This is a genomic window from Burkholderia cenocepacia, assembly GCF_014211915.1.
Lineage (GTDB): Bacteria > Pseudomonadota > Gammaproteobacteria > Burkholderiales > Burkholderiaceae > Burkholderia > Burkholderia orbicola.
On the sequence record NZ_CP060039.1, the window covers coordinates 1,458,462 to 1,483,943 of the forward strand.

Annotated in this window: 26 protein-coding genes and 1 pseudogene; 10 read left to right on the top strand and 17 right to left on the bottom strand. The window is 68.5% G+C overall.

Annotated features, from left to right (window positions below; translation table 11 throughout):
• Nucleotides 1-5: 5 nt before the first annotated feature.
• Nucleotides 6-965 (bottom strand): LysR substrate-binding domain-containing protein, encoded by a 960-nt coding sequence (locus tag SY91_RS06795; RefSeq protein ID WP_185921126.1) that lies wholly within the window; start codon nt 963-965, stop codon nt 6-8.
• A 193-nt stretch (nt 966-1,158) separates the two neighbouring features.
• On the opposite strand from SY91_RS06795, the gene SY91_RS06800 reads away from it, so the two are divergent.
• From SY91_RS06800 to scpB, 3 genes are read left to right on the top strand one after another with little or no spacing between them, the layout of a single operon-like run.
• Complete coding sequence (locus SY91_RS06800) at nt 1,159-2,481, top strand: MFS transporter (protein WP_023475238.1); 1,323 nt, start codon at nt 1,159-1,161, stop codon at nt 2,479-2,481.
• Nucleotides 2,482-2,532: 51 nt separating this feature from the next.
• Nucleotides 2,533-3,756 carry a CaiB/BaiF CoA transferase family protein gene (locus SY91_RS06805; RefSeq protein ID WP_023475237.1) on the top strand — a complete coding sequence of 408 codons (1,224 nt, stop codon included), beginning with the start codon at nt 2,533-2,535 and terminating at the stop codon, nt 3,754-3,756.
• Nucleotides 3,753-4,562, top strand: coding sequence for a methylmalonyl-CoA decarboxylase (gene scpB / locus SY91_RS06810; RefSeq protein WP_023475236.1), 810 nt, complete (start codon nt 3,753-3,755; stop codon nt 4,560-4,562). The genes SY91_RS06805 and scpB overlap by 4 nt, the downstream gene beginning before the upstream one ends.
• Nucleotides 4,563-4,602: 40 nt before the next feature.
• Here scpB and SY91_RS06815 read toward each other — a convergent pair whose 3' ends face one another.
• From SY91_RS06815 to SY91_RS06825, 3 genes are all read right to left on the bottom strand, one after another.
• Nucleotides 4,603-5,145: a chromate transporter gene (locus SY91_RS06815; RefSeq protein WP_023475235.1), complete on the bottom strand. Its 543-nt coding sequence runs from the start codon at nt 5,143-5,145 to the stop codon at nt 4,603-4,605.
• Nucleotides 5,142-5,753: a chromate transporter gene (locus SY91_RS06820; protein ID WP_023475234.1), complete on the bottom strand. Its 612-nt coding sequence runs from the start codon at nt 5,751-5,753 to the stop codon at nt 5,142-5,144. Before SY91_RS06820 ends, SY91_RS06815 begins: the two co-directional genes overlap by 4 nt.
• 131 nt (nt 5,754-5,884) lie before the next feature.
• The gene (locus SY91_RS06825) at nt 5,885-6,640 is read right to left on the bottom strand and encodes a DeoR/GlpR family DNA-binding transcription regulator (RefSeq protein ID WP_023475233.1); all 756 of its coding nucleotides are present in this window, start codon (nt 6,638-6,640) and stop codon (nt 5,885-5,887) included.
• An 81-nt stretch (nt 6,641-6,721) separates the two neighbouring features.
• On the opposite strand from SY91_RS06825, the gene SY91_RS06830 reads away from it, so the two are divergent.
• The 3 genes and pseudogenes from SY91_RS06830 (at nt 6,722) to SY91_RS06840 (ending at nt 8,744) form a co-directional block, all read left to right on the top strand.
• Nucleotides 6,722-7,321 (top strand): NUDIX domain-containing protein, encoded by a 600-nt coding sequence (locus SY91_RS06830; RefSeq protein ID WP_023475232.1) that lies wholly within the window; start codon nt 6,722-6,724, stop codon nt 7,319-7,321.
• Nucleotides 7,318-7,697 (top strand): annotated as a pseudogene (locus tag SY91_RS06835) (DUF4406 domain-containing protein). The gene SY91_RS06830 and the pseudogene SY91_RS06835 overlap by 4 nt, the downstream one beginning before the upstream one ends.
• A gap of 186 nt (nt 7,698-7,883) precedes the next feature.
• Nucleotides 7,884-8,744, top strand: a complete 861-nt coding sequence (locus SY91_RS06840; RefSeq protein WP_023475231.1) for an SIR2 family NAD-dependent protein deacylase — start codon at nt 7,884-7,886, stop codon at nt 8,742-8,744.
• Between the two features lie 37 nt (nt 8,745-8,781).
• On the opposite strand, the gene SY91_RS06845 is transcribed toward SY91_RS06840, so the two are convergent.
• Nucleotides 8,782-9,993, bottom strand: a complete 1,212-nt coding sequence (locus tag SY91_RS06845; protein WP_043886831.1) for a S53 family peptidase — start codon at nt 9,991-9,993, stop codon at nt 8,782-8,784.
• A 414-nt stretch (nt 9,994-10,407) separates the two neighbouring features.
• Between SY91_RS06845 and crcB the strand changes: the two genes are divergently transcribed.
• Together crcB and SY91_RS06855 are read left to right on the top strand one after the other, a co-directional pair.
• A complete protein-coding gene (crcB, locus tag SY91_RS06850; protein ID WP_011544810.1) occupies nt 10,408-10,794 on the top strand; it encodes a fluoride efflux transporter CrcB in 387 nt (128 codons plus the stop codon).
• A gap of 24 nt (nt 10,795-10,818) precedes the next feature.
• Nucleotides 10,819-11,169, top strand: coding sequence for a DUF190 domain-containing protein (locus tag SY91_RS06855; protein ID WP_023475229.1), 351 nt, complete (start codon nt 10,819-10,821; stop codon nt 11,167-11,169).
• A 13-nt stretch (nt 11,170-11,182) separates the two neighbouring features.
• On the opposite strand, the gene SY91_RS06860 is transcribed toward SY91_RS06855, so the two are convergent.
• Both SY91_RS06860 and SY91_RS06865 read right to left on the bottom strand, forming a co-directional pair.
• Nucleotides 11,183-11,746 carry a YggT family protein gene (locus tag SY91_RS06860; RefSeq protein WP_006488584.1) on the bottom strand — a complete coding sequence of 188 codons (564 nt, stop codon included), beginning with the start codon at nt 11,744-11,746 and terminating at the stop codon, nt 11,183-11,185.
• Nucleotides 11,747-11,821: 75 nt separating this feature from the next.
• Complete coding sequence (locus SY91_RS06865; RefSeq protein WP_023475228.1) at nt 11,822-12,751, bottom strand: Rossmann-like and DUF2520 domain-containing protein; 930 nt, start codon at nt 12,749-12,751, stop codon at nt 11,822-11,824.
• Between the two features lie 515 nt (nt 12,752-13,266).
• Here SY91_RS06865 and SY91_RS06870 point away from each other — a divergent pair.
• Nucleotides 13,267-13,563: a hypothetical protein gene (locus SY91_RS06870; RefSeq protein ID WP_006488565.1), complete on the top strand. Its 297-nt coding sequence runs from the start codon at nt 13,267-13,269 to the stop codon at nt 13,561-13,563.
• Between the two features lie 121 nt (nt 13,564-13,684).
• Here the strand turns inward: SY91_RS06870 and SY91_RS06875 are convergent, their stop codons facing one another.
• Both SY91_RS06875 and SY91_RS06880 read right to left on the bottom strand, forming a co-directional pair.
• Nucleotides 13,685-14,353 (bottom strand): LysE family translocator, encoded by a 669-nt coding sequence (locus SY91_RS06875; RefSeq protein WP_043886827.1) that lies wholly within the window; start codon nt 14,351-14,353, stop codon nt 13,685-13,687.
• A 59-nt stretch (nt 14,354-14,412) separates the two neighbouring features.
• Nucleotides 14,413-15,969, bottom strand: coding sequence for a UbiD family decarboxylase (locus SY91_RS06880; RefSeq protein WP_011694201.1), 1,557 nt, complete (start codon nt 15,967-15,969; stop codon nt 14,413-14,415).
• Between the two features lie 596 nt (nt 15,970-16,565).
• On the opposite strand from SY91_RS06880, the gene SY91_RS06885 reads away from it, so the two are divergent.
• Nucleotides 16,566-17,702 carry a transglycosylase SLT domain-containing protein gene (locus SY91_RS06885; protein WP_023475225.1) on the top strand — a complete coding sequence of 379 codons (1,137 nt, stop codon included), beginning with the start codon at nt 16,566-16,568 and terminating at the stop codon, nt 17,700-17,702.
• Between the two features lie 113 nt (nt 17,703-17,815).
• On the opposite strand, the gene SY91_RS06890 is transcribed toward SY91_RS06885, so the two are convergent.
• The 8 genes from SY91_RS06890 to hemL all read right to left on the bottom strand — a co-directional run bounded on the left by SY91_RS06890 (nt 17,816) and on the right by hemL (nt 25,341).
• A complete protein-coding gene (locus SY91_RS06890) occupies nt 17,816-19,012 on the bottom strand; it encodes a pyridoxal phosphate-dependent aminotransferase (protein ID WP_023475224.1) in 1,197 nt (398 codons plus the stop codon).
• Between the two features lie 70 nt (nt 19,013-19,082).
• Entirely contained in the window at nt 19,083-19,520 is a 438-nt protein-coding gene (gene nusB, locus SY91_RS06895; RefSeq protein WP_006476662.1) for a transcription antitermination factor NusB, read from the bottom strand.
• Nucleotides 19,517-20,038, bottom strand: a complete 522-nt coding sequence (gene ribH, locus SY91_RS06900; protein WP_023475223.1) for a 6,7-dimethyl-8-ribityllumazine synthase — start codon at nt 20,036-20,038, stop codon at nt 19,517-19,519. The genes nusB and ribH overlap by 4 nt, the downstream gene beginning before the upstream one ends.
• A gap of 53 nt (nt 20,039-20,091) precedes the next feature.
• Nucleotides 20,092-21,234, bottom strand: a complete 1,143-nt coding sequence (ribBA, locus tag SY91_RS06905) for a bifunctional 3,4-dihydroxy-2-butanone-4-phosphate synthase/GTP cyclohydrolase II (RefSeq protein WP_006476660.1) — start codon at nt 21,232-21,234, stop codon at nt 20,092-20,094.
• A 157-nt stretch (nt 21,235-21,391) separates the two neighbouring features.
• Complete coding sequence (locus SY91_RS06910; protein WP_023475222.1) at nt 21,392-21,910, bottom strand: DUF1993 family protein; 519 nt, start codon at nt 21,908-21,910, stop codon at nt 21,392-21,394.
• 366 nt (nt 21,911-22,276) lie between these two features.
• Nucleotides 22,277-22,906, bottom strand: coding sequence for a riboflavin synthase (locus SY91_RS06915; RefSeq protein ID WP_023475221.1), 630 nt, complete (start codon nt 22,904-22,906; stop codon nt 22,277-22,279).
• A 14-nt stretch (nt 22,907-22,920) separates the two neighbouring features.
• A complete protein-coding gene (gene ribD / locus SY91_RS06920; RefSeq protein WP_023475220.1) occupies nt 22,921-24,042 on the bottom strand; it encodes a bifunctional diaminohydroxyphosphoribosylaminopyrimidine deaminase/5-amino-6-(5-phosphoribosylamino)uracil reductase RibD in 1,122 nt (373 codons plus the stop codon).
• Nucleotides 24,043-24,057: 15 nt separating this feature from the next.
• Nucleotides 24,058-25,341: a glutamate-1-semialdehyde 2,1-aminomutase gene (gene hemL / locus SY91_RS06925; RefSeq protein WP_023475219.1), complete on the bottom strand. Its 1,284-nt coding sequence runs from the start codon at nt 25,339-25,341 to the stop codon at nt 24,058-24,060.
• Between the last annotated feature and the right edge of the window lie 141 nt (nt 25,342-25,482).

Genomic DNA, 25,482 nt, shown 5'->3' on the forward strand with positions numbered 1-25,482 from the left:
GATGGTTACGATGGAGCCACGTTAAGGGGCGCCGGGGGCGTTGTCAATGCCCGGCCGGCCGCCCATTCCGGCCGCTGCCCGAGCGTATCGAACAGCCGGACGATTTCGGCCTTCACTTTCTGCACCGCGTTGCTGACGAGCGCCGTGTCGTGCCAGCACAGCGACAGGTCGCGCGCGAACAGCCGGTGCGCGACCGTCGACAGCTTGAGCTTGCGTTCCTCGATCTCGACGTGCGCGGCGGTCCACGGCAGGATCGTCACGCCGAGCTGCGCCATCACGGCCGCGAACAGCAGCCCGGTCGAACTCGCCTCGAAGCTGATCTCGTACGACAGCCCGGCCTCGCGCATCGCCCAGTCGACGCGGTTGCGGATCGTATTCGGCGCGCTCGGCAGCACGAGCGGCATCCGCGCGATCGCGTCGAGCGGCACGGGGGCGTCCGGCACCGGGAATCCGGGCCACGTGATCAGGTACAGCGTTTCCGTCAGCAGCCGGTGGATCGCGATCCCGCGCGTGTCGACCGCATCGACGACGATCGCGAGATCGAGCCGCGCACGTTCGAGCAGCGTGTCGAGATCGGCGCTCGGCGCTTCGATCAGCTCCAGCATGATGCCCGGATAGCGGTCGCGCACCGCGCGGGCGAGCGGAATGGCCAGCACGCGCGCGGTGCTCGACGGCATGCCGACGGTCACGCGGCCCTGCGGCGTGTCGGCGTCGCGGTGCAGCAGCTCGCGCGTGCCGTCGGCCTGGCGCAGCAGTTCGAGTGCGTGCCGGTACAGCGTGCGGCCGGCGGCGGTCGGCGCGACGCCGCGCACGCTTCGTTCGAGCAGTTGCATCCCGAGATCCTGCTCGAGATTGCGCATCTGCTGGCTCACCGCCGGCTGCGCGACGTGCAGCGCCTCGCTCGCGTGCGTGACGTTGCCGCATTCGACGACCTTCACGAAATAGCGCAACTGTCTCAAGTCCATCGCCGCCGTCTCCCGATTCAAACCCGAATCGTGCCCCATTCGAGCCATAAGCCAATCCGATCGAGCAAGATGAATATCATATTTTTCAGCGATCGATAGCGTTTCTATACTCGTCTCACAAAAGAGCCCGACTGCCGGCCATTCCGGACCGGACGCGGCGCAAGAGCCGGCCCCCGCCGGCAAGGAGACGAAGATGTTCAAGGCGATCGACGCGCCGGCGGCCGGCGCGAAGCCGCGGCGCACGCCGCTCACGCGCGAGCAGGTCAAGGGCTTCTGGGCGGTGTACGCGGGCTGGGTGCTCGACGGCGTGGATTCGGTGATCTACGCGCTCGTGCTGATTCCCGCGCTGACGGAATTGCTGCCGGCGTCCGGCATCGCGGCGACGCCCGCGAATCTGGGGATGTACGGCTCGATCCTGTTCGCGCTGTTTCTGATCGGCTGGGGGCTGTCGTTCATCTGGGGGCCGCTCGCCGATCGCTTCGGCCGCGTGCGCACGCTCGCGGCGAGCATCCTGATCTATTCGGTGTTCACCGGCGCGGCCGCGTTCGTGCACGACGTGTGGGCGCTGGCCGCGTGCCGGCTGATCGCCGGGATCGGCGTCGGCGGCGAATGGGCGCTCGCCGGCACCTACGTCGCCGAGAGCTGGCCGGAAGACCGCCGCAAGATGGGCGCCGGCTACCTGCAGACGGGCTACTACTTCGGCTTCTTCATCGCGGCCTGCCTGAACTACACGATCGGCGCGACCTACGGCTGGCGCGCGATGTTCCTGTGCGGGCTGGCGCCCGCGCTGCTCGCGGTGTTCACGGTGATGCGCGTGAAGGAGCCGGGGCAGTGGCGGCGGCACGACGCGCGCGACGGCGACGTGGCCGACGCACGGCGCGCGCATCCGCTGCGCGAGATCTTCGCGCCGGCGTTCCGGCGCCGCACGCTGACGAGCGCGAGCCTCGTCGGCGTCGCGATCGTCGGGCTGTGGGCCGGCTCCGTCTACGAGGCGAGCGCGGTCACCACGCTGGCGGCGCGCGCGGGCATCGATCACGTCGGCGCGCTGCGGCTTGCGTCGATCGGCGCGGCGATCCTGTCGTGCGCGACGATTGCCGGCTGCCTGGTGGCGCCGTGGCTGTCGGAACGGCTCGGCCGGCGTACCGCGCTCGGCGTGTATTTCGCGGGGATGGCCGCATCGATCGTGTTCGCGTTCGGCTGGGCGTTCTACCAGTCGAACGGGCTCGCTGCGTTCATGGTATCGCTCGCGTTCCTCGGCTTCTTCGGCGGCAACTTCGCGATCTTCTCGCTGTGGTTGCCCGAGCAATATCCGACGCGCGTGCGGGCCACCGCGTTCGCGTTCAACGCGTCGGTCGGCCGCTTCATCGGCGCGGGCGTGAACTTCCTGCTCGGCGCTGCGATTCACGGTTACGGATCGCTCGGCGTGCCGGTCGCATGGACCGCGGCCGTGTTCGGGCTCGGCATCCTGATTCTGCCGTTCGCGGTCGAGACGCGGCACCAGACGCTGCCCGAATGAGCGAAATGCCGCAGTCGTTCGAGACATACCCATCAATATCAGGAGTCCGGAATGCAGGCATTAACAGGAATCAAGGTCGTCGATCTGAGTCGCGCGCTGTCGGGGCCGTTCTGCTCGATGGTGCTCGCGGATCTCGGCGCCGACGTGATCAAGGTCGAATCGGGGCCGCACGGCGACATGAGCCGCGCGTGGGGGCCGTTCGATCGCGGCGTGAGCACGTACTACCTGTCCTGCAACCGCAACAAGCGCGGCATCTGCGTGGACTTCCGGCAGCCGGCCGGCCTCGACGTCGTGCGGCGCCTGATCGCGCAGGCCGACGTCGTGATCGAGAATTTCAAGGCGGGCACGATGGACGCGATGGGGCTCGGCTATGCTGAGCTCAGCGCGCGCGACCCGCGGCTCGTGATGGGCAGCGTCACCGCGTTCGGCCCGCGCGGCCCGCTGCGCGACTGGCCGGGCTTCGACCAGATCGCGCAGGGCTATGCGGGGCTGATGAGCCTCACCGGTTTCCCGGACGGCGAGCCGACCCGCACGGGCACCGCGATCGGCGATCTCAGCTCGGGGATGTGGGTCGCGACCGGCGTGATGGCCGCGCTGTTCGAGCGCGAGCGCACCGGGCGCGGCCAGCATGTCGGCACGTCGCTGCTCGAAAGCCTCGTTGCGCTGCTGAGCGTGCATGGGCAACGCTACCTGAGCCTCGGCGACGTGCCGCGCCGTACCGGCAATGCGCATGCGGTGATCGCGCCGTACGGCGTGTTCGAGACGGCCGACGGCCCGCTCAACCTCGCGCCGATCACGACCGACATGTGGCTGCGGCTGTGCCAGTTGCTGGATCTGCCCGCGCTGCCCGACGATCCGCGCTTCGCGACCAACGATGCGCGCGTCGTGCATCGCGATGAGCTCAAGGCGCTGCTCGAAAGCCGGTTGCGCACGCGCGGCAAGCGCGACTGGACGCAACGGTTCGTCGAGGCCGGGCTGCCGGCCGGCCCGATTCATACGCTCGACGAAGTGTTCGACGATCCGCAGCTCGCGCATTGCGGGCTGGTCGAGCCGGTCGCGCATCCGACGCTCGGCACGCTGCGCCAGGTCGTCACGCCGCTCGGCGGGATGGACGACGACGTGCCCGCGCCGCGCACGCGCCATGCGCCGCCGCTGCTCGGCGAGCATACGGTCGATGTGCTGCGCGAAGCCGGCTACGGCGACGACGCGATCGACGCACTGCTGGCCGGGCGCGCGATCTTCCAGGCCGATGCGGTGGCGGAGGCCGTGCAATGACCGACATGACGAAACACGACGGGGCCTCGAGCGTGACGGTCGACTGGATCGGCGAGCGGATCGCGCGCGTGCGGTTCGGGAATCCGGCGCGACGGCATGCGCTCGACGCGCCGTTGCTCGATGCCCTCGTCGCGCATCTCGATGCGTTGGCCGGGCACCGTCCGCCGCCGGTCGTGATCCTGTCCAACGACGGCAGCGGCGACGTGTGGAGCGCGGGGCACGACCTGCGCGAACTGGCCGACGACCGCGATCCGCTCGCGTATGGCAAACCGCTCGAACGCGCGCTGCGGCGCGTGCGGACCTATCCGGGCGCGGTGATCGCGGCGGTGGCCGGATCGGCGTGGGGCGGGGCGGTCGATCTCGTGATGAGCTGCGATCTCGTCGTCGCGGCGCGCGACGCGCGTTTCGCGATGACGCCCGCGAACATCGGCCTGCCGTATTCGATGAGCGGCCTGCTGCGCTTCCACGACAACCTGCCGATCCATGTGCTCAAGGAGATGTTCTTCTGCGCGCAGCCGCTCGATGCGGAACGCGCCGCGCATCACGGGCTCGTGAACCGGCTGGCTGACGCGGGCGGGGTCGACGACGCGGCGCTCGACGTCGCGCGCACCATTGCCGCGAAGGCGCCGCTCGCGGTGCACGCGGTGAAGGAGCAGTTGCGCGTGCTGCAGGACGCACGGCCGTTGCCGGCCGACGCGTTCGAGCGGATCACCGAGCTGCGTCGCCAGGCGTGCGAAGGCGCGGATTTCGACGAAGGGTTGCGCGCGTTCGCGGAGCGGCGTGCGCCGGTGTTTCGTGGGGCTTAGACGATCACGCGACGGCCGGTGCGATGACGGCGCCGCCGCGCTACACCCCGCCGAGCGTGTGTACACCCACGAGCAGTAGCGCGCCGATCGCGATCAGCAGCAGCGCATGAACGCGCGTGTAGATCACGCACAGCGTCGACGCAACCGCGATCGCGCGGGCGGCCCAGCCGCCGTCGAGCGCCTGCAGCAGCACCCACACCGACGCGAGGATCATGCCGGCCGCGACCGGGCGCAGGCCGGCTTCGAGCGCGATTTGCCAGCGTGCGCCCCGGTGCCGCCGCCATAGATGCGCGACGCCGTAGATCAGGAACGCGGTCGGGCCGAACAGCGCGAGCGTCGCGATCACCGCGCCCCAGAAACCGGCCACCTGCCAGCCGATCAGCGTCGCCAGCAGCGAGCCGGGGCCCGGCGCCATCCGCGCGATCGCGAAGTCGTTCACGAATTGCGTGGCGCTCATCCAGTGATGGACGTCGACGACCTGCCGCTGGATATCCGCGATGACCGCCTGCCCGCCGCCGATCGTCGCGATCGACAGCGGCGCGAACACGCCGAACAGCGCTGCGTAATGTGCGGACGCGTTCATCGTGCGTCGCTCCCGGCCGGCGCGGCGGCCGCACGGCGGTATTCGAGCGCGACGCTCAGCGTGCCGCCGATCAGCACGGTCCATACGAGCGGCCAGTGCAGCACCGCGACGGACACGAACGTGAGCGTCATTACCGCGAACGGCAGCGCGCGGCGCGGTAGCCGGCGCACCGCCGTGATCGCCATCGAGATCGATAGCCCGATCGCCGCGGCCGCCGCGCCGGCGAGTGCGACATGCGTGAGCGGGAAGCGGGTGAGGGTCGAGAACGCGACGCCGAACAGCACGATCAGCACGGCCGGCGGTGCGATGATGCCGGTGAAGCCGGCCACCGCGCCGCGCCATCCGGCGAGCCGGTAGCCGATCCAGATCGCGAGGTTCTTCACGTTGACACCCGGCAACGCCTGCGACAGCGCGAGGCCGTTGAGGAAAGCCTCTTCGTCGAGCCAGCGCCGCTCGTGGACGAAGTCGCGCATCATCCGCCCGCTGAGACCGCCGCCGAAGCTGGTCAGGCCGATCTGCGCGAACGCGATGAACAGCGCGAGGATGCCGGGCGGCGGAGCGTCGCCGGCGGGCGGTACCTGAGGCGTCGTGGTGGAGGGCGGGGGCATCGGGCGGGTAGCACGTGGCGATCGGGCGATCGCCCATGTTAGCAAGCGGTGCCTGTCAGCACGCTGACATGGATTCGGTACGGGCGCGGTGCCGCCCGCAACCGATTCGGCGCATGCGAGCGCCCCGCGCGCTACGCGCGCACCACCGTCACGCCCACGGCCTCGATCGGCTTCGTCAGCGCGGCGTCGGTTTCCTTCTCGACGACGATCGTCTGCGCCAGCGTGAGGTCGCCGATCACGAACTGCGACGCCGCGCGCAGTTTCGACTGCGACGCGAGCACGACCGTCTCGGCCGCGCGTTCGGCCAGCGCGCGCTTGATCGCCGCTTCCTCGAAATCGCCGGTGCTCAGGCCGGCGACCGGATGGACGCCCGTGACGCCCATGAAGTACAGGTCTGCATGAATGCGCGCGATGCCTTCCATCGCCGCGGCGCCGACCGCGACGATCGAATGCTTGTAGAGCCGCCCGCCGATCAGGATCACGTCGATCGACGGATGCGCGGCCAGCGCGACCGCGACGCTCGGGCTGTGCGTGACGATCGTCGCGCGCAGGTCGGCCGGCAACTGGCTGACGAGCAGCGCGGAGGTCGTGCCGCCGTCGACGATCGCCACCTGCCCGGGCGCGATCATCTGCGCGGCCCGCCGCGCGATGCGTCGCTTCTCCGTGGTTTCGAGCGCCTCGCGCTGCGCGAACGGCGCGATGGCCGGCGACGCCGGCAGCGCGCCGCCATGCACGCGCTGCAGCAGCCCTTCGGCCGCGAGCTCGCGCAGATCGCGGCGCACGGTGTCTTCGGATACGCCGAATTGCACGCTCAACTCGGCGGCCAGTACCTGGCCGTCGCGCGCGAGCGCGTCGAGGATCGCCTTCTTGCGTTGTGTCGTCAGCATCGTGTTTGCACGAAAATTCTTGAAATTGCACGAAGCTGCACGTTACCATGGGCGCCGTCCTTTGTCGAACCGGAGGCTGCAATGGCTGCAACGCGGGAGCGGGTCCGCATCGTCGATACGACGGTGCTGTCCGACGACTGGTATGTGCTGCGGAAGGTGACGTTCGATTTCCTGCGCCGCGACGGAACGTGGCAGCGCCTGAGCCGCGAGACCTACGATCGCGGCAACGGCGCGACGATCCTGCTGCGCCATGCCGAGACGGGCGACGTGCTGCTGACGCGGCAGTTCCGGATGCCGGCGTTCGTGAGCGGGCACGACGGCATGCTGCTCGAGGCGGCGGCCGGCCTCCTCGACGACGAAACGCCCGAAGCGCGCATTCGCGCGGAGGCCGAGGAGGAGACCGGCTATCGCGTGCGCGGCGTGCGCAAGGTGTTCGAGGCGTTCATGAGCCCGGGTTCAGTGACCGAGAAGCTGCATTTCTTCGTCGGCGAATACGATGCGTCGCTGCGCACGAATGCCGGCGGCGGCATCGCGGAAGAGGGTGAAGATCTCGAAGTCGTCGAGATGCCGCTGCGGGCGGCGCTGGACGCGGTCGAGCGCGGCGAGATCGTCGATGCGAAGACGATCATGCTGCTGCAGTACGTCGCGCTGCGGGAAACCGCCGGCGCGCGCGCCGCATGACGCCGCAGCTCGTGCTGGTCGCCGGCCCCTATCGCAGCGGCACGGACGGCGACCCTGCCCGCATCGCCGCGAACCTGCACCGGCTGGAAGCGGCGGCGCTCGCCGTGTATCGCCGCGGGCACGTGCGATGATCGGCGAATGGGTGTCGTTGCCGCTCGCGGCCGCGGCCGGGTCGACGCAGGTCGGCGATGCCGTCAGCGAAACCTTCCTGTATCCGGCCGCGCACCGGCTGCTGCGACGTTGCGATGCGGTGTTGTGCATCGACGGCGCGTCGCGCGGGGCGGATGCGGACGTGGCGCTTGCGCGGCAACTCGGCAAGCCGGTCTATTTCGCGGTCGACGAGATGCCGGTTGCGCAGGACGATTCGGCTGACTGAGCGAGCATGGGCGCCGGTTGGCGGCATCGCCGGTGCGGCGCGTGCGGACGGCCGGCACTCGCCTCGCCCATAGCCGGCGCGTGTAGTGCAGCACGCCGCATTGCGTAGCCGATGCAGCGCAGCGTCCGAACCGGCGTATGATCGCGACGCCACTCGTGCAACGCTCGACGCCACTGCTTCTCCATCATGCCTTCTTCCGATCCCGCTGATTCCGCCGCCGCGCCGCTTCCCGCCGATCTCATAGCGTCCGCCGTCGCCGCACTCGCACGCGCCGACGCATTGCTCGTCACGGCCGGCGCGGGCATCGGCGTCGATTCCGGACTGCCCGATTTTCGCGGCACGGATGGTTTCTGGCGCGCGTATCCGGCGCTGCGCCACGAGCGTTTCGAATTCCACGAGATCGCGTCGCCGCACGCGTTTCGTGCACGTGCGCCCCTCGCCTGGGGCTTCTACGGGCATCGTCTCGCGCTGTACCGTGCGACGGTGCCGCACGCCGGCTTCGCGATCCTGCGCCGCTGGATCGACGCGATGCCGAACGGCGGCTTCGTGCTGACCAGCAACGTCGACGGCCAGTTCCAGAAAGCCGGCTTCGATCCGGCGCGCATCGTCGAGATCCACGGCTCGATTCATGCGATGCAGTGCCTGCGCCCGTGCACGGACGACACGTGGGATGCGGCGCCGTTCGTGCCGGCTGTCGACGAAGCGACGTGCCGCCTCGTGAGCGACATGCCGCGCTGCCCGCACTGCGGCGGGCTCGCGCGGCCGAACATCCTGATGTTTGGTGACACCGGCTGGCTCGGTGCGCGCTATGACGCGCAAGAGCGCGCGCTCGACGACTGGATCGCGCAGGCCGGGCGCGTCGCCGTGGTCGAGATCGGCGCGGGCACCGCGATTCCGACCGTGCGCCTGCTGAGCGAACGGCTCGGCGCCGACGTGATCCGCATCAACGCGCGCGAAGCGCATGCGCGCCGGACGGACGTGATCGGGCTGAAGGGCGGCGCGTTGGCGACGCTGAACGCGCTCGACCGCGCGTGGCGCGGCGGCTGAACCACGTGCCGCGAATCCACCGGCCGAGGCCGCGCGATTACGGCCGCGCGACGAGCGCCTGCACGAGCGCCGGCGCGATCGGCGAACCGAGGCCTGTCACGTAGTCGTAGCCGCCCGCCGCATTGCAGATGCTGCCGCAATTGCCGTTGGACCCGGTCGTCACGTCGTGGAAGTCGCTGCCGTACGCGGTTTTACCGACCGTATAGAGCGTGTCGTAGGTGCCGCTCAACGATTTCTTGCCGGCCGCCGTGCGCAGCGAATTCGCGATCGCGACGAGCGCCGACCATTGTGGCGCCCCCGCGCTCGTGCCGCCGACCTGGAACCAGCCGGCCTGCCCCTGATAGGTGACCGAGTCGTACACCGCGAAACCGCTGGACGGATTCGCGTCGTAGCTGACGTCGGGTACGCCGCGCTTGCCGGCCACCGGAACCGGCCACGCGGTCTGGCCGGCCGGCTCGGCCTCGACGTTGCTCACGCCGCCGCCGCTGCCGCTCCATGCCGCCTCGCCGATGTAGTTGCCGGCCGTGTCCGACGACAGCGTCGTGCCGCCGACGGATACCACGTAACGCGACGCGGCCGGGTATTCGGCGCCGGTGCCGCTGTCGCCGGACGATGCGACGAACGTGACGCCCGGTACGTTGAAGTGGCCATCGAAGCCGGTCTCGCTGCTGAATTCGTTGCCGCCGAAACTCATCGACACGACCGATGCGCCGCGCTTGACCGCGACGTCGACCGCGGCCAGCAGGTCGCTGAAGCTGGCCGATGCGGCCTCGACGAGCACGATCTTCGCCTTCGGTGCGATCGCATGCACCCATTCGACATCGAGCGAGATCTCGAGCGCCCAGCCCGAATCGGGCTTGGGCCGTGCCCCGTGCGCGTACACCTTGGTGAAACAGCCGTTCGACGACGTGCAGGCCGGCAGCGAGAACGCGGTGCTGAACACGCCGAGATCGGATTCGATCTTCGGGTCGTCGTACGCGTCGACGATCGCGACGACCATTCCGTCGCCCTGGTTCGCGATCGCGTCGAACCCGTATGCATGCCGCGTGAGCGCCGGCGTGAGGCCGGCGATCGTGGCCGTGCTCGCACGCGGCTTCGTGTGGAACGGCGGGCGCGCGAATCCTTTCGGTGCGCGGTTGCCTTCGACGTAGGGTGGCGGGCCGCTGCCGTCGGCGAGCGCGACGCTCGACGCGAGCAGCGACGCGCACAGCGCCGGGATCAACATGGATGACAGGTGCATATTGTTCATTTTTGAGTCTCCATGTCGATCGGGTGGAGTGGCGAAACAATTTTACGAAATCGCCGACGGTAATTACATCGAATATCGGCCGGATACGGGAATGTCTGATAAGGGAAAGTACGTGGAGCCCTTTTGACGTGGGCGTTGTGCAGGGTTGTCGTGAACCGGATCGAACTGCTTTATCGGTTTTTAAAAGGCGGATAAATAATCAGTCGATTCAAAGTTTATTTGTAATGTCGGATGTAATCGTTCGGTAAATATCCACGACGGCACGCGTGTGAAAATCGTGAAACGCGTCATGCGTTCGCGACACGATTCGCCGCCTGCTGACCCGGCCCGTCGGCATTGCCGGCGCGGCGCGATTCCGCATACAGTTCAGCGTAGGCCGCGTGCGCCGCGCGGTGCCGACCATGAGGGATGCCCTTGTTCTATTCGATCGTCGCGATCTTCGTCGGCGCCGGCCTCGGCGCGTTGCTGCGCTGGTTCCTGAGCCTTGCGCTCAACGCCTTCTTTCCCGCGGTGCCGCTCGGCACGCTCGCGTCGAACCTGATCGGCGGCTACGTGATCGGCGTGGCCGCCGTCGTGTTCACCGTTCGCGTCGGGTTGCCGCCCGAGTGGCGGCTGTTCGTGATCACGGGCTTTCTCGGCGGCCTCACGACGTTTTCGACCTATTCGGTCGAAGTGATGACGCACGCGCTCGAGGGCGAATTCGGATGGGCGTTGGCGGTGGCTGCCCTACACTTGACTGGATCGTTCGCGCTGACGGCGCTCGGCATGTGGACCGCGCGCGCATGGCTCGCGGCGGCCTGAGCGGGGCCGCCATCGGAGGGGGCGATGGACAGGGTCTTTTTACGCTTCTATGTGCACGAGCGGCACCGGCTGCGCCGCAAGCCGCTGTGGGAATGGCTGCTGGAAGAGGCGAACCGGATGGGCGTCGCGGGCGGTTCCGCGTTTCGCGCGATGGCCGGTTTCGGCCAGCATCGCGTGCTGCACGAGGATCGCTTCTTCGAACTGCAGGGTTCGCTCGCGATCGAGGTCGAGTTCGTCGTCACCGAGGAAGAAGCGCAGCGGCTGCTCGAGCGGCTGTCGCGCGAGAAAGTGCGGGTGTGCTACGCGATGATGCCCGCGCAGTTCGGCGTGATCGACACGCTTGGCGCACCGCCGGCGCAGGGGCCGGCGGCATAGGGCGTCGCGCCGATCAGATGCCGAACATCGTCAGCGACACGGCGGCGCGCGTGACGATCATCAGCAGCACCTGCACGATCACGAACAGCAGGATCGGCGACAGGTCGATGCCGCCGAGGTTCGGGATCACGCGGCGCAGCGGGTTCAGGAACGGCGCGGTGAGCTGGTAGAGGATCGGCATCGCCGGCGAGCGCGGGTTGAGCCACGACAGCAGCGCCATCAGGATCGTCATCCAGATCACGAGGTTGAGCGCCCACTTCACGACGGTGAGCAGCGCGACCACGACGAGCGTCGCGATCACGGCGGCCGGATCGAAGCCGGCCATCACGACCATCAGCACGACATAGACGAGCGCGGTGAGCAGCGCGGCGACGACGCTGGCCCAGTCGATGCCGCGTACGCCCGCGATCACGCGACGCAGCGGCAGCACGAGCCAGTTGGTCGCCTGCAGGACGGCTTGCGTGACGGGGTTGTACGGCGGCACGCGAACGGCCTGCATCCAGACGCGCAGAATCAGCGCGGCGCCGAATAGCGTGAAGACGGTATTGAGCAGAAAACGGGCGATCTCGCCGAACATCGTTGGCATCCTTTTTATACAGTCAGTAGCGTGCGGCCGCCAACGCCGGTTGGCGGCGCATCGGCCGACACCTTATCACGCCTCGTCTCGCGACGGGGAGGGGTGCGCGGCCACGCGTGCGAGCGAGGTTTCGACGGCTTCGGCCAGCGCCGGCAACGACGCCGGCGGTGCTGCGCGCTTCGCCGCGAGCGCGACCGCGCGGCGCGTCAGCAGCGCGTACAGCGCCGCATGATCGCCGCCGCGCGCCTCGAGCAGCGCGAGCTGGCGCTCGACGATGCCCGTGTCGCCGCGCGATACCGGCCCGGCCAGCGCATTCGCGAGCCCCTTGTCGCGGGCGGTCTCGATCGTGCCGGCGAGCATCGGCAACAGCGCGCGCAGCGCGGCGTCCTCGTCGAAACCGAGGCCGCGCCACAGCTCGACCGCTTCCGACAGCCCGCACAGCGCGAAGCTCGCCGCGTAGTGCGCGGCCGCGTGATACAGCATCCGGCCGCCGGCCGGAATCGACAGCGGATGGCAGCCCAGTGCGGCGGCAAGTCGCAGCAGCGTCGCGTGCAGCGCGCCGTCCGCTTCGATCGTGATCGAGCAGCCGTCGATGCGCGCAAGGTCGGCATCGGTGCCGCCGAACAGATAGAGCGGATGGAAGCCGCCGGTGGCCGCGCCTTGCTGCTTCGCCGGATCGAGCAGCGCAACCGCCGACGCGCCGCTGCAATGGACGAGCGCCTGGCCGGCGGCGCGCGATGCGTCGAAGCGCAGCGCCGCGGCGCTCGACGCGAGATGATCGTCGGGTGTCGTCACGAAGATCAGGTCGGCGGCGTCGACTACCTGCTGCGGGGTGTCGACCGCGCGGCAGCCGTCGATCCGTGCGGCGAGGCCGGCGGCCGACGCGGGCGTGCGGCTCGCGATCGCGACGACCGGGAAGCCGGCCTGCGCGAAGCGCTGCGCGATACAGCGCGCGAGGCGGCCGGCGCCGATGAAGCCGAGGCGGGGTGTGTCGGGAAGCGGCATGGCGGCGGATGTAAGCGGAAACGAAGCAGCCGCCAGTATCGCAGGAATGACGGCGGTGTCGGGGAAGGCAGATGGTCGGGCGGACGCACGTATGAATTACCGGTATGCGGTGCGATTCGTATGTGGGCCGACGTCAGGCGCCATGGCCGAATCTTGATCTGCGAATCCGACCCCCGAAATGCCGCGCGTCCGCGGCCCGCTTGAAATGTCGGCATCTTGTCTCGAATTTGTAATCGTTCATTACGTACGCGTGCCCGTTACACGTACCGGAGCCGGTAAGACTGACCGGTCATGGTGTCGGGGCCGGGCTCCTCGGACGGAATCATGCGACGCGCAAGGGTGGCAGCCTGCATCGGGCACCGCGCCGCGCGACGCCTCGGGCCGCGTGCAATTGCAATTTGCAACAAATGCGCGATACGCGCGGGGCGGGTTTTCGCTACATTGCTTGCATGCGACGTGCATGCCCGCCGTTGCCGACAGGAGCGCCAAAATACCGCTCCAGCAGGAGAATCGAAGTGAAAAAGCTCATTCCGTTCATCGCCGCCGCCGCGCTGGGCCTGGGCGCCGCAAGCGCCGCGCAGGCTCACGTGTCGATCGGGGTCGGCATCGGTATCCCGGTCGCACCCGCGTATCCCGTCTATGCACCGCCGCCGCCCGTGTACTACGCGCCGCCACCTCCGCCCGTCTATTACGCGCCGGCGCCGGCTTACTATGCGCCGCCGCCCGCGGTGGTCGTCGGTGGCTACTACGGTCGTCCGTACTGGCGCCATGGTTATGGCGGCTGGGGCCATCACGGCTACTGGCGTCGCTGATTCGTCCCGCGCGGCCTGACCGCGCGCGGCAAAACGGCGCAACGTTCCGCGAGGGGCGTTGCGCCGTTTTTCATCGGGGCTGACGTTCGGCGCCGTGGCCGGCGCGGCAGCGCGATGGCGATTAAACCGCGTGCACGATCAGGTCGCGGTAGCCGCCGACGATCACGCTGTACGAGAAATACGCGAACAGCAGCGCCGACGCGACATGGCACGCACGCATCAGGCCGGCGCCCGCGCGCTTGCGGCCCTGGCTGGCGAGCGTGCACATGAAAAGCGTCCACGCGAGGCCGCCGAGGAAGAAGCCCGACAGGAACACCGACGCGGTGGCCGGCGTGGTCGCACCGGCTTTCGCGATCAGCGCGCCGCCGACCGCCGCGAACCACAGGATCGCGCTCGGCGACGACATCGCGAGCAGCATCCCGCGCAGGAAACTGCGCCGTGCGCTCGCCCGTGGCGGCGCGGTGTCGTCCGCGTCGTCGTCGGCCGCCTTGGCGGGCGCCAGCGCTTCGCGCGCCATCTTCCACGTGAGGAACAGCAGCACCGCGCCGCCGCCGATCCACACGATCCACCGCACGGGTTCGAACTGCAGCAGCACGGCCATTCCCGCGAGCGCGAGCGCCGCGTAGACGAGATCGCCGACGCATGACCCGACGCCGAGCCAGAAGCCCGGGCGGAAGCCGTGCGATAGCGTGAGCGACAGCATCGCGACGTTCACGAGGCCGATGTCGAGACACAACGAAAGCGACAGAAAGAATCCGTCGGACAGCATGGAGGCGGGCGGAAAGCTCATCTTCTGGGTATTTGCGGCGATTGCGATGCGCAGGCCGGCAAGGCACCGGCCGCCTGGCGTCAGAGGCCGATCTCCTGCCACAGCCGGTCGACGCGCGCCTTCACGGCCGCGTCCATCTCGATCGGGCGGCCCCATTCGCGGCTGGTTTCGCCCGGCCACTTGTTGGTCGCGTCGAGCCCCATCTTCGAGCCGAGTCCGGCTACCGGCGACGCGAAGTCGAGATAGTCGATCGGCGTGCTGTCGACCATCACCGTGTCGCGCACGGGGTCGACGCGCGTCGTGATCGCCCAGATCACCTCCTTCCAGTCGCGGATGTTCACGTCCTCGTCGACGACCACGATGAACTTCGTATACATGAACTGCCGCAGGAAGCTCCACACGCCGAACATCACGCGCTTCGCGTGGCCCGCGTAGCTCTTCTTCATCTGGACGATGGCCATCCGGTAGCTGCAGCCTTCGGGCGGCAGGTAGAAGTCGGTGATTTCCGTGAACTGCTTCTGCAGCAGCGGCACGAACACCTCGTTGAGCGCGACGCCGAGCACCGCCGGCTCGTCGGGCGGTTTGCCCGTGTAGGTCGAGTGGTAGATCGCGTCGCGGCGCATCGTGATGCGCTCGACGGTGAACACCGGAAACCACTCCTGCTCGTTGTAATAACCGGTGTGGTCGCCGTACGGCCCTTCGAGCGCGTGTTCGTACGCGGCCGCCGCGTTGCCTGCCGGTCGCGGCGGCGCGCCGGCCGGAGCGGGGGCAGGGGCGCCTTCCTGCGGATGAATGAAGCCTTCGAGCACGATCTCCGCGCGCGCGGGCACCTGCAGCGTGTCGACGCCGGGCGTCAGGCACTTCGCGAGCTCCGTGCGGCTGCCGCGCAGCAGGCCGGCGAACTGGTACTCGGACAGCGAATCGGGCACGGGCGTCACCGCGCCGAGCGTCGTGGCCGGATCGGCGCCGAGCACGACCGCGACCGGATACGGCTTGCCGGGGTTCTGCAGCGCGAATTCGCGGAAATCCAGTGCGCCGCCGCGATGCGCGAGCCAGCGCATGATCAGCTTGTTGCGGCCGATCAGCTGCTGGCGGTAGATGCCGAGATTCTGGCGTGACTTGTTCGGCCCACGCGTGACCGTCAGGCCCCACGTGACGAGCGGCCCCGCATCGCCGGGCCAGCAGGTCTGGATCGGCAGCTTGTTCAGGTCGACGTCCGCGCCTTCCCACACGATCTCCTGGCACGGCGGCGACGACACTGACTTCGGCGCCATGTCCCACACCGCCTTCGCGAGCGACAGCAGCTTGCCGGCGTCCTTCAGGCTCTTCGGCGGATCGGGCTCCTTCAGCGCGGACAGCAGGCGTCCGAGATCGCGCAGCGAGCCGAGCGCGGCATCGTCGCCCGCATCGACGCCCATCCCGAGCGCGACGCGGCGCGGCGTGCCGAACAGGTTGCCGAGTACCGGAAATGCATTGCCGGGCGGCGCGTTGAACAGCAGCGCGGGGCCGCCGGCGCGCAGCACGCGGTCGCACAGCTCGGTCATTTCGAGCACGGGCGACACGGGCTGCGTGACGCGCCGCAGTTCGCCGAGCGCCTCGAGGCGCTGAATGAAATCGCGTAAGTCTTTGTATTTCATGAAGAAGGTCCGGGCAGCCCGCATGAGCGGGCAGCGATGGGCGGGGCAGCGGCCGGCTGCGACCCCGAATTGACCGACGATTTTACCCCGGGCAGCCATGCGGCCGCCCGGCGGAGAAAAAGTCGATCGCGCGCAAACCCCCTACGGCACGGGGCTCGCGTTCTGAAGAGGTGTTTTAAATTACTTTTTGTTATAGATTTGAGTTTTTATAGTGTTGACGATCTATAAAACCCTGCTAGAATCCGCTCACATTGGTTGCAGGGTAAAAGGCTTCGAGCCGCCAATCACCGATCTTTGACGCAGCGCGTCACCGTCCGCCGAACCCTGCACGGCGTCTTCGACGGCTTTTGTCGTAGTCCTAGCCAGCGCTACCAGACGCTGGTTTTTTGCGTGGGTGCCACCGCGTATGCCCGCCTCGCCCAATGTGCGAAGGCGCCGGCCCTCTTACACCGTGGCCTCGAACGGTACTTATACCGTTTCCCCGATGCTTGCGCGTCCCAACCAAGGCGTGCGGCGTCGTGATTCCGCGGCGCGTTTTCTGTCTCGCCTTCGAGCTGAGCGAGCCGCACGAGTCATGTTCATGGGAGATGATCTGAATGAACGCTTGGTTATCGTGGCGTCCCACTGAGCAGCATGCGCAAATCGTGCGCAACTTGCTGCGTCGCGGGACGCGTGTCAGTCACCATCTATTCAGCGTTGTCGGCTGTTTCGCTGTCGCGGTTGCGCTCGCACTGTGGCTGCTGCCAACCGTCCGCGGCACGCTCGCCGCGAAGCTGATGCCGGTCGTATCCGCGGCCGTGCAGGCCGGTCCGGCGCGTCTGCTGTCCGGCCATCCGCTGCCGAACTTCGCGCCTGCCGGTGCGCAGCCGCAGCAGGAAGACAGTCCCGAAACGGATGCGCTTGCGGTCGGCCTCGATGTCGCACCGGAAACCGCCGCGCAGGGCGCTCAAGGCGCGCAGGGCGATGCGTCCGATCCGGCCCGCACCGGCCCGTCGCCGGTCGCACTGGCCAAGCTGATTCCGATTCAGCGCGTGGCGGCCGATGCCCGCGACGATCGCGCGCTCGCGTCGAACCGCGAACAGGCGCTCGTCGCCACTTATCTGTCGCGCCGTTACCGCGTCGCGCAGGAGCCGCTCGGGCAGCTCGTCAAGGCTGCGTTCCAGACCGGTCGTGACGTCGGCCTGGATCCGCTGTTGCTGCTGTCCGTGATGGCGATCGAATCGGGCTTCAACCCGTACGCCGAAAGCGGCGTCGGCGCGAAGGGGCTGATGCAGGTCATGTCGAAGGTCCATTCCGACAAGTTCGAGTATTTCGGTGGCACCGATACCGCGCTGCAGCCGCTTGCGAACCTGCAGGTCGGCGCACTGGTGCTGAAGGATTGCATCGCGCGCGGCGGCTCGCTCGCGAATGGCCTGCGTCTGTATAACGGCTCGACGAACCCCGACGACAACGGCTACGGCTCGAAGGTGATGGCCGAGCGCGGTCGCCTGCGCGACGTCGCGCGTGGCCGCAGCGTGCCGATCAACGCGCCGCAGGCGCCCGCGCAACCCGCGAAGCCGATCGTCACCGCCGCTGCCGTGACGGCCGCAGCCGGCGGCGCGAAGCGCGTGCATGCGACGCTCGACGGTACGACCTCGGTCAAGGCGGCGCCGAAGGAAGCCGCGTCGCAGGACGACGCGAGCGTCGATACCGCGAAGCAGTCGCATGCCGATCATTCGGAGCTCGGCGCATAACGTCACCGGCGTCGCGCGGCTTCAGCCGGCACGACTGGGCATGAGAAAGGCACCCGATTCGGGTGCTTTTCTTTTTTGCGGTGCGTGAAGCGCCCGGTGCGCCGGTCGCGGTGTCAGCGCTGCCCGAACAGCGTCCCGAGCCGGTCGACCGCCTCTTCGAGCCGCGAGTAGGCCGTCGCATAGGACAGGCGGATATAGTCGCGCGGCGCATGGACACCGAAGTCCATGCCCGGCACCAGCACCACGCCAGCGTCGTGCAGCATCGCCTGCGTGAGCGCAGCGCTGTCGCCCGCCGCCGGGTGCGCGACGCCGCCGCAATGCGCATACACATAGAACGCGCCGTCCGGCATCACCGGCACCGTGAAGCCGAGCCGCTCCAGCGCCGGCGCGATGAAATCGCGGCGGCGCTTGAATTCGAGCCGGCGTGTTTCGTAGATGTCGAGCGTCGCGGGCTCGAAGCAGGCGAGCGCCGCATGTTGCGCGAGTGCGGACGGGCAGATGAACAGGTTCTGCGAGAGCTTCTCGAACGTGCCGACGAGCGCGGGCGGCACGACGAGCCAGCCGAGCCGCCAGCCCGTCATGCTGAAATACTTCGAGAAGCTGTTCACGGTGATCACGTCGTCGCCGAACGACAGTGCCGACACGGGCGCGGCGTCGTAGCTGAGCCCCTGGTAGATCTCGTCGACGATCGTGAAGCCGCCGCGTGCGCGCACCGCTTCGACGATCCGCTTCAGTTCGTCCGGTTCGAGCGACGTGCCGGTCGGGTTCGACGGCGACGCGAGCAGCACGCCGCGCGTGCGCTCGTTCCAGTGCGTGCGGACGTCGTGTTCGGTGAGCTGGAAGCGCGCGTCCGGGCCGCTCGGCACGAGCACCGGACGGCCTTCCGCCGCCGCGACGAAGTGCCGGTTGCACGGGTAGGACGGATCGGGCATCAGCACTTCGTCATCGCGGCCGACCAGCGCGAGGCATGCGAGCAGCAGCGCGGCCGATGCGCCGGCCGTCACGACGATCCGCTCGGGGGCGACCGTGAGGCCGTATGCGCGTGCATAGTGCGCGGCGATCGCCTCGCGCAGCGGCGCGATGCCGAGCGCGCTCGTGTACTGCGTGACGCCGCGGCGCAGCGCGGCCGCGGCGGCCTCGACAACCGGCTCCGGCGCGGTGAAATCCGGCTCGCCGATGCCCATGTGGATAACATCGCGCCCCAAGGACTCGAGCCGCTGTGCCTCCTTCATCAGTTCCATCACATGAAAGGGCTGGATCGCGTCGACGCGTGCGGCGAGCGTGACGAGCGAATCGGCGGTGGTATTCATCGGCGGGCAGGGCGGAGGGAGAAAAGAATGAAAAACGGGCGCTTGCGCGCCCGTGGACCAACCAACGGTATCAGCCGTTGCGACGCGCCTGCGTTTCGGCGGGGCGCAGCTTCGCGGCGAGCTTGTCGAGCACGCCGTTCACGTACTTGTAGCCGTCGGAGCCGCCGAACGTCTTCGCAAGTTCGACGGCTTCGTTGATGATCACGCGGTACGGCGTTTCGACATGGTGCGTGAGCTCGAACGTCGCGATCAGCAGCACCGCGCGTTCGACCGGCGACAGCTGATCGATCGGACGGTCGAGCGACGGCGCCAGCGCTTCGACGAGCGTCGCATGCTCGCGGATCACGCCGTGCAGGATCGCTTCGAGCAGTTCCTTGTCAGCCTTGTCGTAACCGAGCGCGCCGCGCAGTTGCGCGTCGATCTCGCCGGAGGGCGCGTTCGACAGCAGCCACTGGTACAGGCCCTGCGTCGCCAGCTCGCGCGATTGTCGGCGGGCGCTCTTCTTCATGCGCGCTCCTCTTCGTCGTCTTCGTCTTCGTCTTCCTCTTCGTCCTCGTCGTCGCCGAGCTGGTCGAGCGCCATCGTCAGGTTGGCCATCTCGACCGCGACGCGTGCCGCGTCACGACCCTTTTCGGTCATGCGCGCGACGGCCTGCTCGTCGTTTTCGGTCGTCAGGACGGCGTTGGCGATCGGCAGGTTGAAGTCGAGGCCGATGCGGGTGATGCCCGCGCCGCTCTCGTTCGACACGAGTTCGAAATGGTAGGTCTCGCCGCGGATCACCGCGCCGAGCGCGATCAGCGCGTCGAACTGGCCGCTTTCGGCGAGCTTTTGCAGCGCGAGCGGGATTTCCAGCGCGCCGGGCACCGACACGAGCAGCACGTCTTCACCGGTGACGCCGAGGCGTTCCAGTTCTTCGACGCACGCGTCGGCGAGGCCGTTGCACACGGGCTCGTTGAAGCGCGATTGCACGATGCCGATACGCAGGCCGTCGCCTTCGAGATTCGGTTGGTATTGTCCGATTTCCATGATCTGGTCCGTGGTGTGGATGAACGGTTATAGGGCGAAAGCGCCGTGGCGGGTTACGCGTGGGACGCCGGGCAGGACTTGGCTTCGCCGCCGGGCATCGGAATGAAGCCCGTGACTTCGAGGCCGTAGCCGGACATGCTGCCCAGCTTGCGCGGATTCGACAGCACCTGCATCTTGCCGACGCCGACATCGCGCAGGATCTGTGCGCCGATGCCGAACGTCTTGAAATCGACCGGCCGGCGCTTGAGCGCGGCAGCTCTTTCTTCCTCGTCGAACGCCTTGAAGACGTCGATCAGGTGTTCCTTCGTATCGCCGCAGTTGAGCAGCACGATCACGCCGAGGTCGCGTTCCGCGATGTCGCGCATCGCGGCGTCGAGCGTCCACGAGTGGGTCGAGATGCCCGTCTCGAGCAGATCGAGCACCGACAGCGGCTCGTGCACGCGCACCGGCGTATCGACATCGGGCGACGGAGCGCCGCGCACCAGCGCGATGTGCGGCGAGCCGCTCGGCTGGTCGCGGTACAGCACCGCGCGGAACGTGCCGTGCGCGGTCTGCATCGTGCGCTCGGCGATCCGCTCGATGATCGATTCGGTGCGGCTGCGGTATTGGATCAGATCGGCGATCGTGCCGATCTTCAGGTTGTGTTCCTTCGCGAATTCGATCAGGTCGGGCAGGCGCGCCATCGTCCCGTCGTCCTTGATGATCTCGCAGATCACCGCGGCCGGCGTGAGGCCCGCGAGCGCCGTGAAGTCGCAGCCGGCCTCGGTGTGGCCCGCGCGCACGAGTACGCCGCCCGGTTGCGCCATGATCGGGAACACATGGCCCGGCTGCACGATGTGCTCGGGGCGCACGTCGTGCGCGACCGCCGTGGCGATCGTGTGCGCCCGGTCGGCGGCCGAGATGCCGGTCGTCACGCCCTCGGCCGCTTCGATGCTGACCGTGAACGCGGTGCCGTACTGCGTGCCGTTGCGGTAGGTCATCAGCGGCAGGTGAAGCTGCTTGCAGCGTTCCTGCGTCAACGTCAGACAAACCAGGCCGCGGCCGTACTTGGCCATGAAGTTGATCGCTTCCGGCGTGACGAATTCGGCGGCGATCACGAGGTCGCCCTCGTTTTCGCGGTCTTCTTCGTCGACCAGGATCACCATCCGGCCGGCTTTCAGCTCGGCGATGATGTCGAGCGTGGAGGCGAGCGTCATAAGGGGGCGAGAAAGAGGAAAGTGCGTATTTTACGCCAGCCGGACGGCGTTTCGGCTGGCGCGGGCCGCGCGGGGCCCGCGCGTGCTCCGGAAAGCGCTGCGGCCGGCCTGCGCGCGGGTGCGGACGGTTGCGGGCCGGACGTGGCCCGGCCGCGCGTCACGCGTGCTCGTTGCGCCCGCCGAGGTAGTCCAGCTTGCCGAGCTCGACGCCGCTGTGGCGCAGGATGTCGTACGCGGTCGTCACGTGGAAGAAGAAGTTGGGCAGCACGAAATTCAGCAGATACGACTGGCCGGTGAACTCGATCGGGCCGACGCGCATCTTCAGCACGATCTGGCGCGTCTCGCTGCCGTCGATCTGCGCGGCGTCGAAGCTCTTCAGGTAGTCGATCGTCTTCTGGATGCGTGCGTGCAGTTCGTCGAAGGTCTGCTCGACATCCGGGTAGCTCGGGATCTCGGCGCCGGCGAGCCGCGCGGCGCAGCCCTTCGCCGTATCGGTCGCGATGTAGACCTGGCGGACGAGCGGCAGCATGTCCGGGTACAAGCGTGCGCCGATGAACACCGACGGATCGATCTGCTTTTCGGCCGCATGCGCCTGTGCCTTGCCGAGGATGTGCTGCAGGTTGGTGAGGCCGCGGATCAGGACGGGCAGCGAAGCCTGGTACATCGAGATGGACATGGGGGACTCCAATGGGAAGAGTGGCGGCCGCTACGCGGCGCGTCGTACGTGGTGGCGTGGAAACCGCTGTCGACGCATCTTAGCGCGACGGCATGGCCCGTGCGCGTCGTTGGCCGTTCGGCCAGATGTGGGCTGGCCCGACGGCCATCGACCGAACCCGATCGCGATGCCGGCATTTCGGATGACCAGAGAAAGAGCGGCACGGCACGAAGTAGGGTACGAGCAATGCCCGGTGGCGCCAGCTCGGTTACCGCATACGATCGGCACGGCGGTCGGTGAGTGGAGGAGCGACGGGGCCGTGGCGACGCCCAAACAATGCCGAAACGAACCGCCAGCCGTCATTCCATATACAGAGGATCTGCTTGTTCAGTCCTGATGCACGCCCTGCGATGCCGACAGCATCCGCTCCACATACCGCGCGATCATGTCGACTTCGAGATTGACCTTGTCGCCGGCCTTCACGTGACGCAGCGTCGTGACTTCGACCGTATGCGGAATCAGGTTGATCGAGAATTCGCAGCCGTCCGCGCGATCGTCGATCGTATTGACGGTCAGGCTGACGCCGTTCACCGTGATCGACCCCTTGTACGCGAGATAGCGGCCGAGTTCGCGCGGCGCGACGATTCGCAGTTCGTGCGACTCGCCGACCGGTGCGAAGCGCGACACGGTACCGAGGCCGTCCACATGGCCCGACACGATATGCCCGCCGAGGCGGTCATGCGCGCGCAGCGCCTTCTCGAGGTTCACTTCGCCGGGCTGCGCGAGGCCAACCGTCCGGTTCAGGCTTTCGCGCGACACGTCGACGTCGAACGTGGTGTCGGTCTTCTCGATCACCGTCATGCACGCGCCCTGGATCGCGATGCTGTCGCCCAACGCGACATCGGTGAGATCGAGCCCGCCGGCCTGCACGGTCAGGCGCACGCCCGTATCGGCCGACGTGCCGAGCGGGGCGATCGTTTCGATGCGGCCGACGGCCGCGACAATTCCGGTAAACATCGTGGCGATTCCGTTCAGTGAGAGGCGTCGGGCGGCGCGACACGCGCGAGGATGCGCAGGTCGTCGCCGAGCCGTTCGATACCGTGGAACGATAGCCGGGTGCGCGCCTCGAGGCTGGCCGGCGCGGCGAGATCGAACATGCCGGCCGCGTCGGCGCCCAGCAGGCTCGGCGCCAGATACACCAGCAATTCGTCGACGCAGCGTTCGCGCAGCAGCGAACCGTTCAGTTTGTGGCCGGCCTCGACGTGCAGCTCGTTGACGCCGCGCGCGCCGAGCGCCGCCAGCATCGCGGGCAGGTCGACCTTGCCGTGCGCATTCGCGAGCGGCACGATTTCCGCGCCGCGCGACTTCAGCACGTTCGCGCGCAGTTCGCCGGCGGCGTCGAGCCGGCCGCAGAAGATCAGCAACGGCGCGCCTTCGAGCAGCCGCGCGTCGAGCGGCAGGTCGAGGCGGCTGTCCACCAGGATGCGTTGCGGCTGGCGCGGCGTGTCGATGCCGCGCACGGTCAGCAGCGGATTGTCCTCGCGCACGGTGCCGATACCGGTGAGGATCGCGCACGCGCGGGCGCGCCACGCATGGCCGTCGAGGCGCGCGGCCTCGCCAGTGATCCACTGGCTTTCGCCCGAGGGCAGCGCGGTGCGGCCGTCGAGCGATGCGGCGGTCTTCATCCGCACCCACGGGCGGCCGCGCGTCATCCGCGACACGAAGCCGATGTTCAGCTCGCCGGCTTCATTCGCGAGCAGCCCGCAGCGCACGTCGATGCCCGCGTCGCGCAGCATTCCGAGGCCGCGCCCCGACACCTGCGGGTTCGGGTCTTCCATCGCGGCGACGACCTTCGCGACGCGCGCGTCGATCAGCGCGTTCGCGCACGGCGGCGTGCGGCCGAAATGGCTGCACGGTTCGAGCGTCACGTAGACGGTCGAGCCCGCGACGTCGTAGCCGCGCGAACGCGCGTCCTTGAGCGCCTGCACTTCCGCGTGGTCCTGGCCGGCCGGCTGCGTGAAGCCTTCGCCGATCACGTCGCCGTCCTTGACGATCACGCAGCCGACGCGCGGATTCGGCGCGGTCGTGTACATGCCGCGCGCCGCGAGCGCGAGCGCGCGCTGCATGTGGGCGAAGTCGGTATCCGAGAACATGCGCGCGACCCCGGGTCAGGCGGCGAGTGCCGCGAACGCGCGGCGCGCGGCCGCGAGCGTCGCGTCGATCACCGCGTCGTCGTGCGTGCTCGACACGAAGCCGGCTTCGTACGCGGACGGCGCGAAGTACACGCCCTCGTCGAGCATCAGGTGGAAGAAGCGGTTGAATCGCTCGACGTCGCTCTTGGTGACTTCCGCGAAGCTGCCCGGCACGCGCTCGGCGAAGTACAGGCCGAACATCGCGCCGATCGAGTCGGCCGCGAACGGCACGCCGGCCGCGCGTGCTTCGGCCGCGAGGCCGTCGGCGAGCCGCTTCGTCTGCGCGGTGAGCGTGTCGTAGAAGCCGGGCGCCTGGATCAGCTGCAGCGTCTTCAGCCCCGCGGCGACCGCGATCGGGTTGCCCGACAGCGTGCCGGCCTGATAGACGCCGCCGAGCGGCGCGAGGTGGGCCATGATGTCGCGGCGGCCGCCGAACGCGGCGGCCGGCATCCCGCCGCCGATCACCTTGCCGAGGCAGGTGAGGTCGGCCGCGATCCCGTAGTACGCCTGCGCGCCGCCGAGCGCGACGCGGAACCCGCACATCACCTCGTCGAAGATCAGCACGGCGCCGTGCTTCGTGCACAGCGCGCGCAGCGCGTTCAGGAATTCGGGCGTGCCGCGCACGAGGTTCATGTTGCCGGCGACCGGCTCGACGATCACCGCGGCGATCTCGTCGCCGAACGCGCCGAACGCTTCTTCCAGCGCGGCGACGTTGTTGTATTCGAGGACGGTCGTGTGCTTCGCGATGTCGGCGGGCACGCCGGCCGACGTCGGGTTGCCGAACGTCAGCAGGCCCGAGCCGGCCTTGACCAGCAGGCTGTCCGCGTGGCCGTGGTAGCAGCCCTCGAACTTGACGATGCGGCTGCGGCCCGTGAAGCCGCGCGCGAGACGCAGCGCGCTCATCGTCGCCTCGGTGCCGCTCGACACCATCCGTACCTGCTCGATCGACGGCACGAGCTTGCAGATTTCCTCGGCGATCTCGATCTCGGCTTCGGTCGGCGCGCCGAACGAGAAGCCGTCGGCGAGCACGTTCTGCACGGCCGACAGCACTTCCGGATGGACGTGGCCGACGATCATCGGGCCCCACGAACCGATGTAGTCGATGTACTGCTTGCCGTCGGCATCCCAGAAATACGGGCCTTGCGCGCGCGCGACGAAGCGCGGCGTGCCGCCGACCGAGCGGAAGGCGCGCACCGGCGAGTTGACGCCGCCCGGAATGGTCTTCTGGGCGCGTTCGAAGAGGATCTGATTGTTGGACATGAGCGAAACCTGCGAGAGAAGGGCGCGGGGGCCGGTGCACGGGCCGCGGCGCCTGGGCGGAACGATCGTCTGATTGTACCGGAGACACGCGCGGCAAGCCCGCCGGCCGGTCCGCGGCCTTTCGGCGCGCCGGGGGAATCG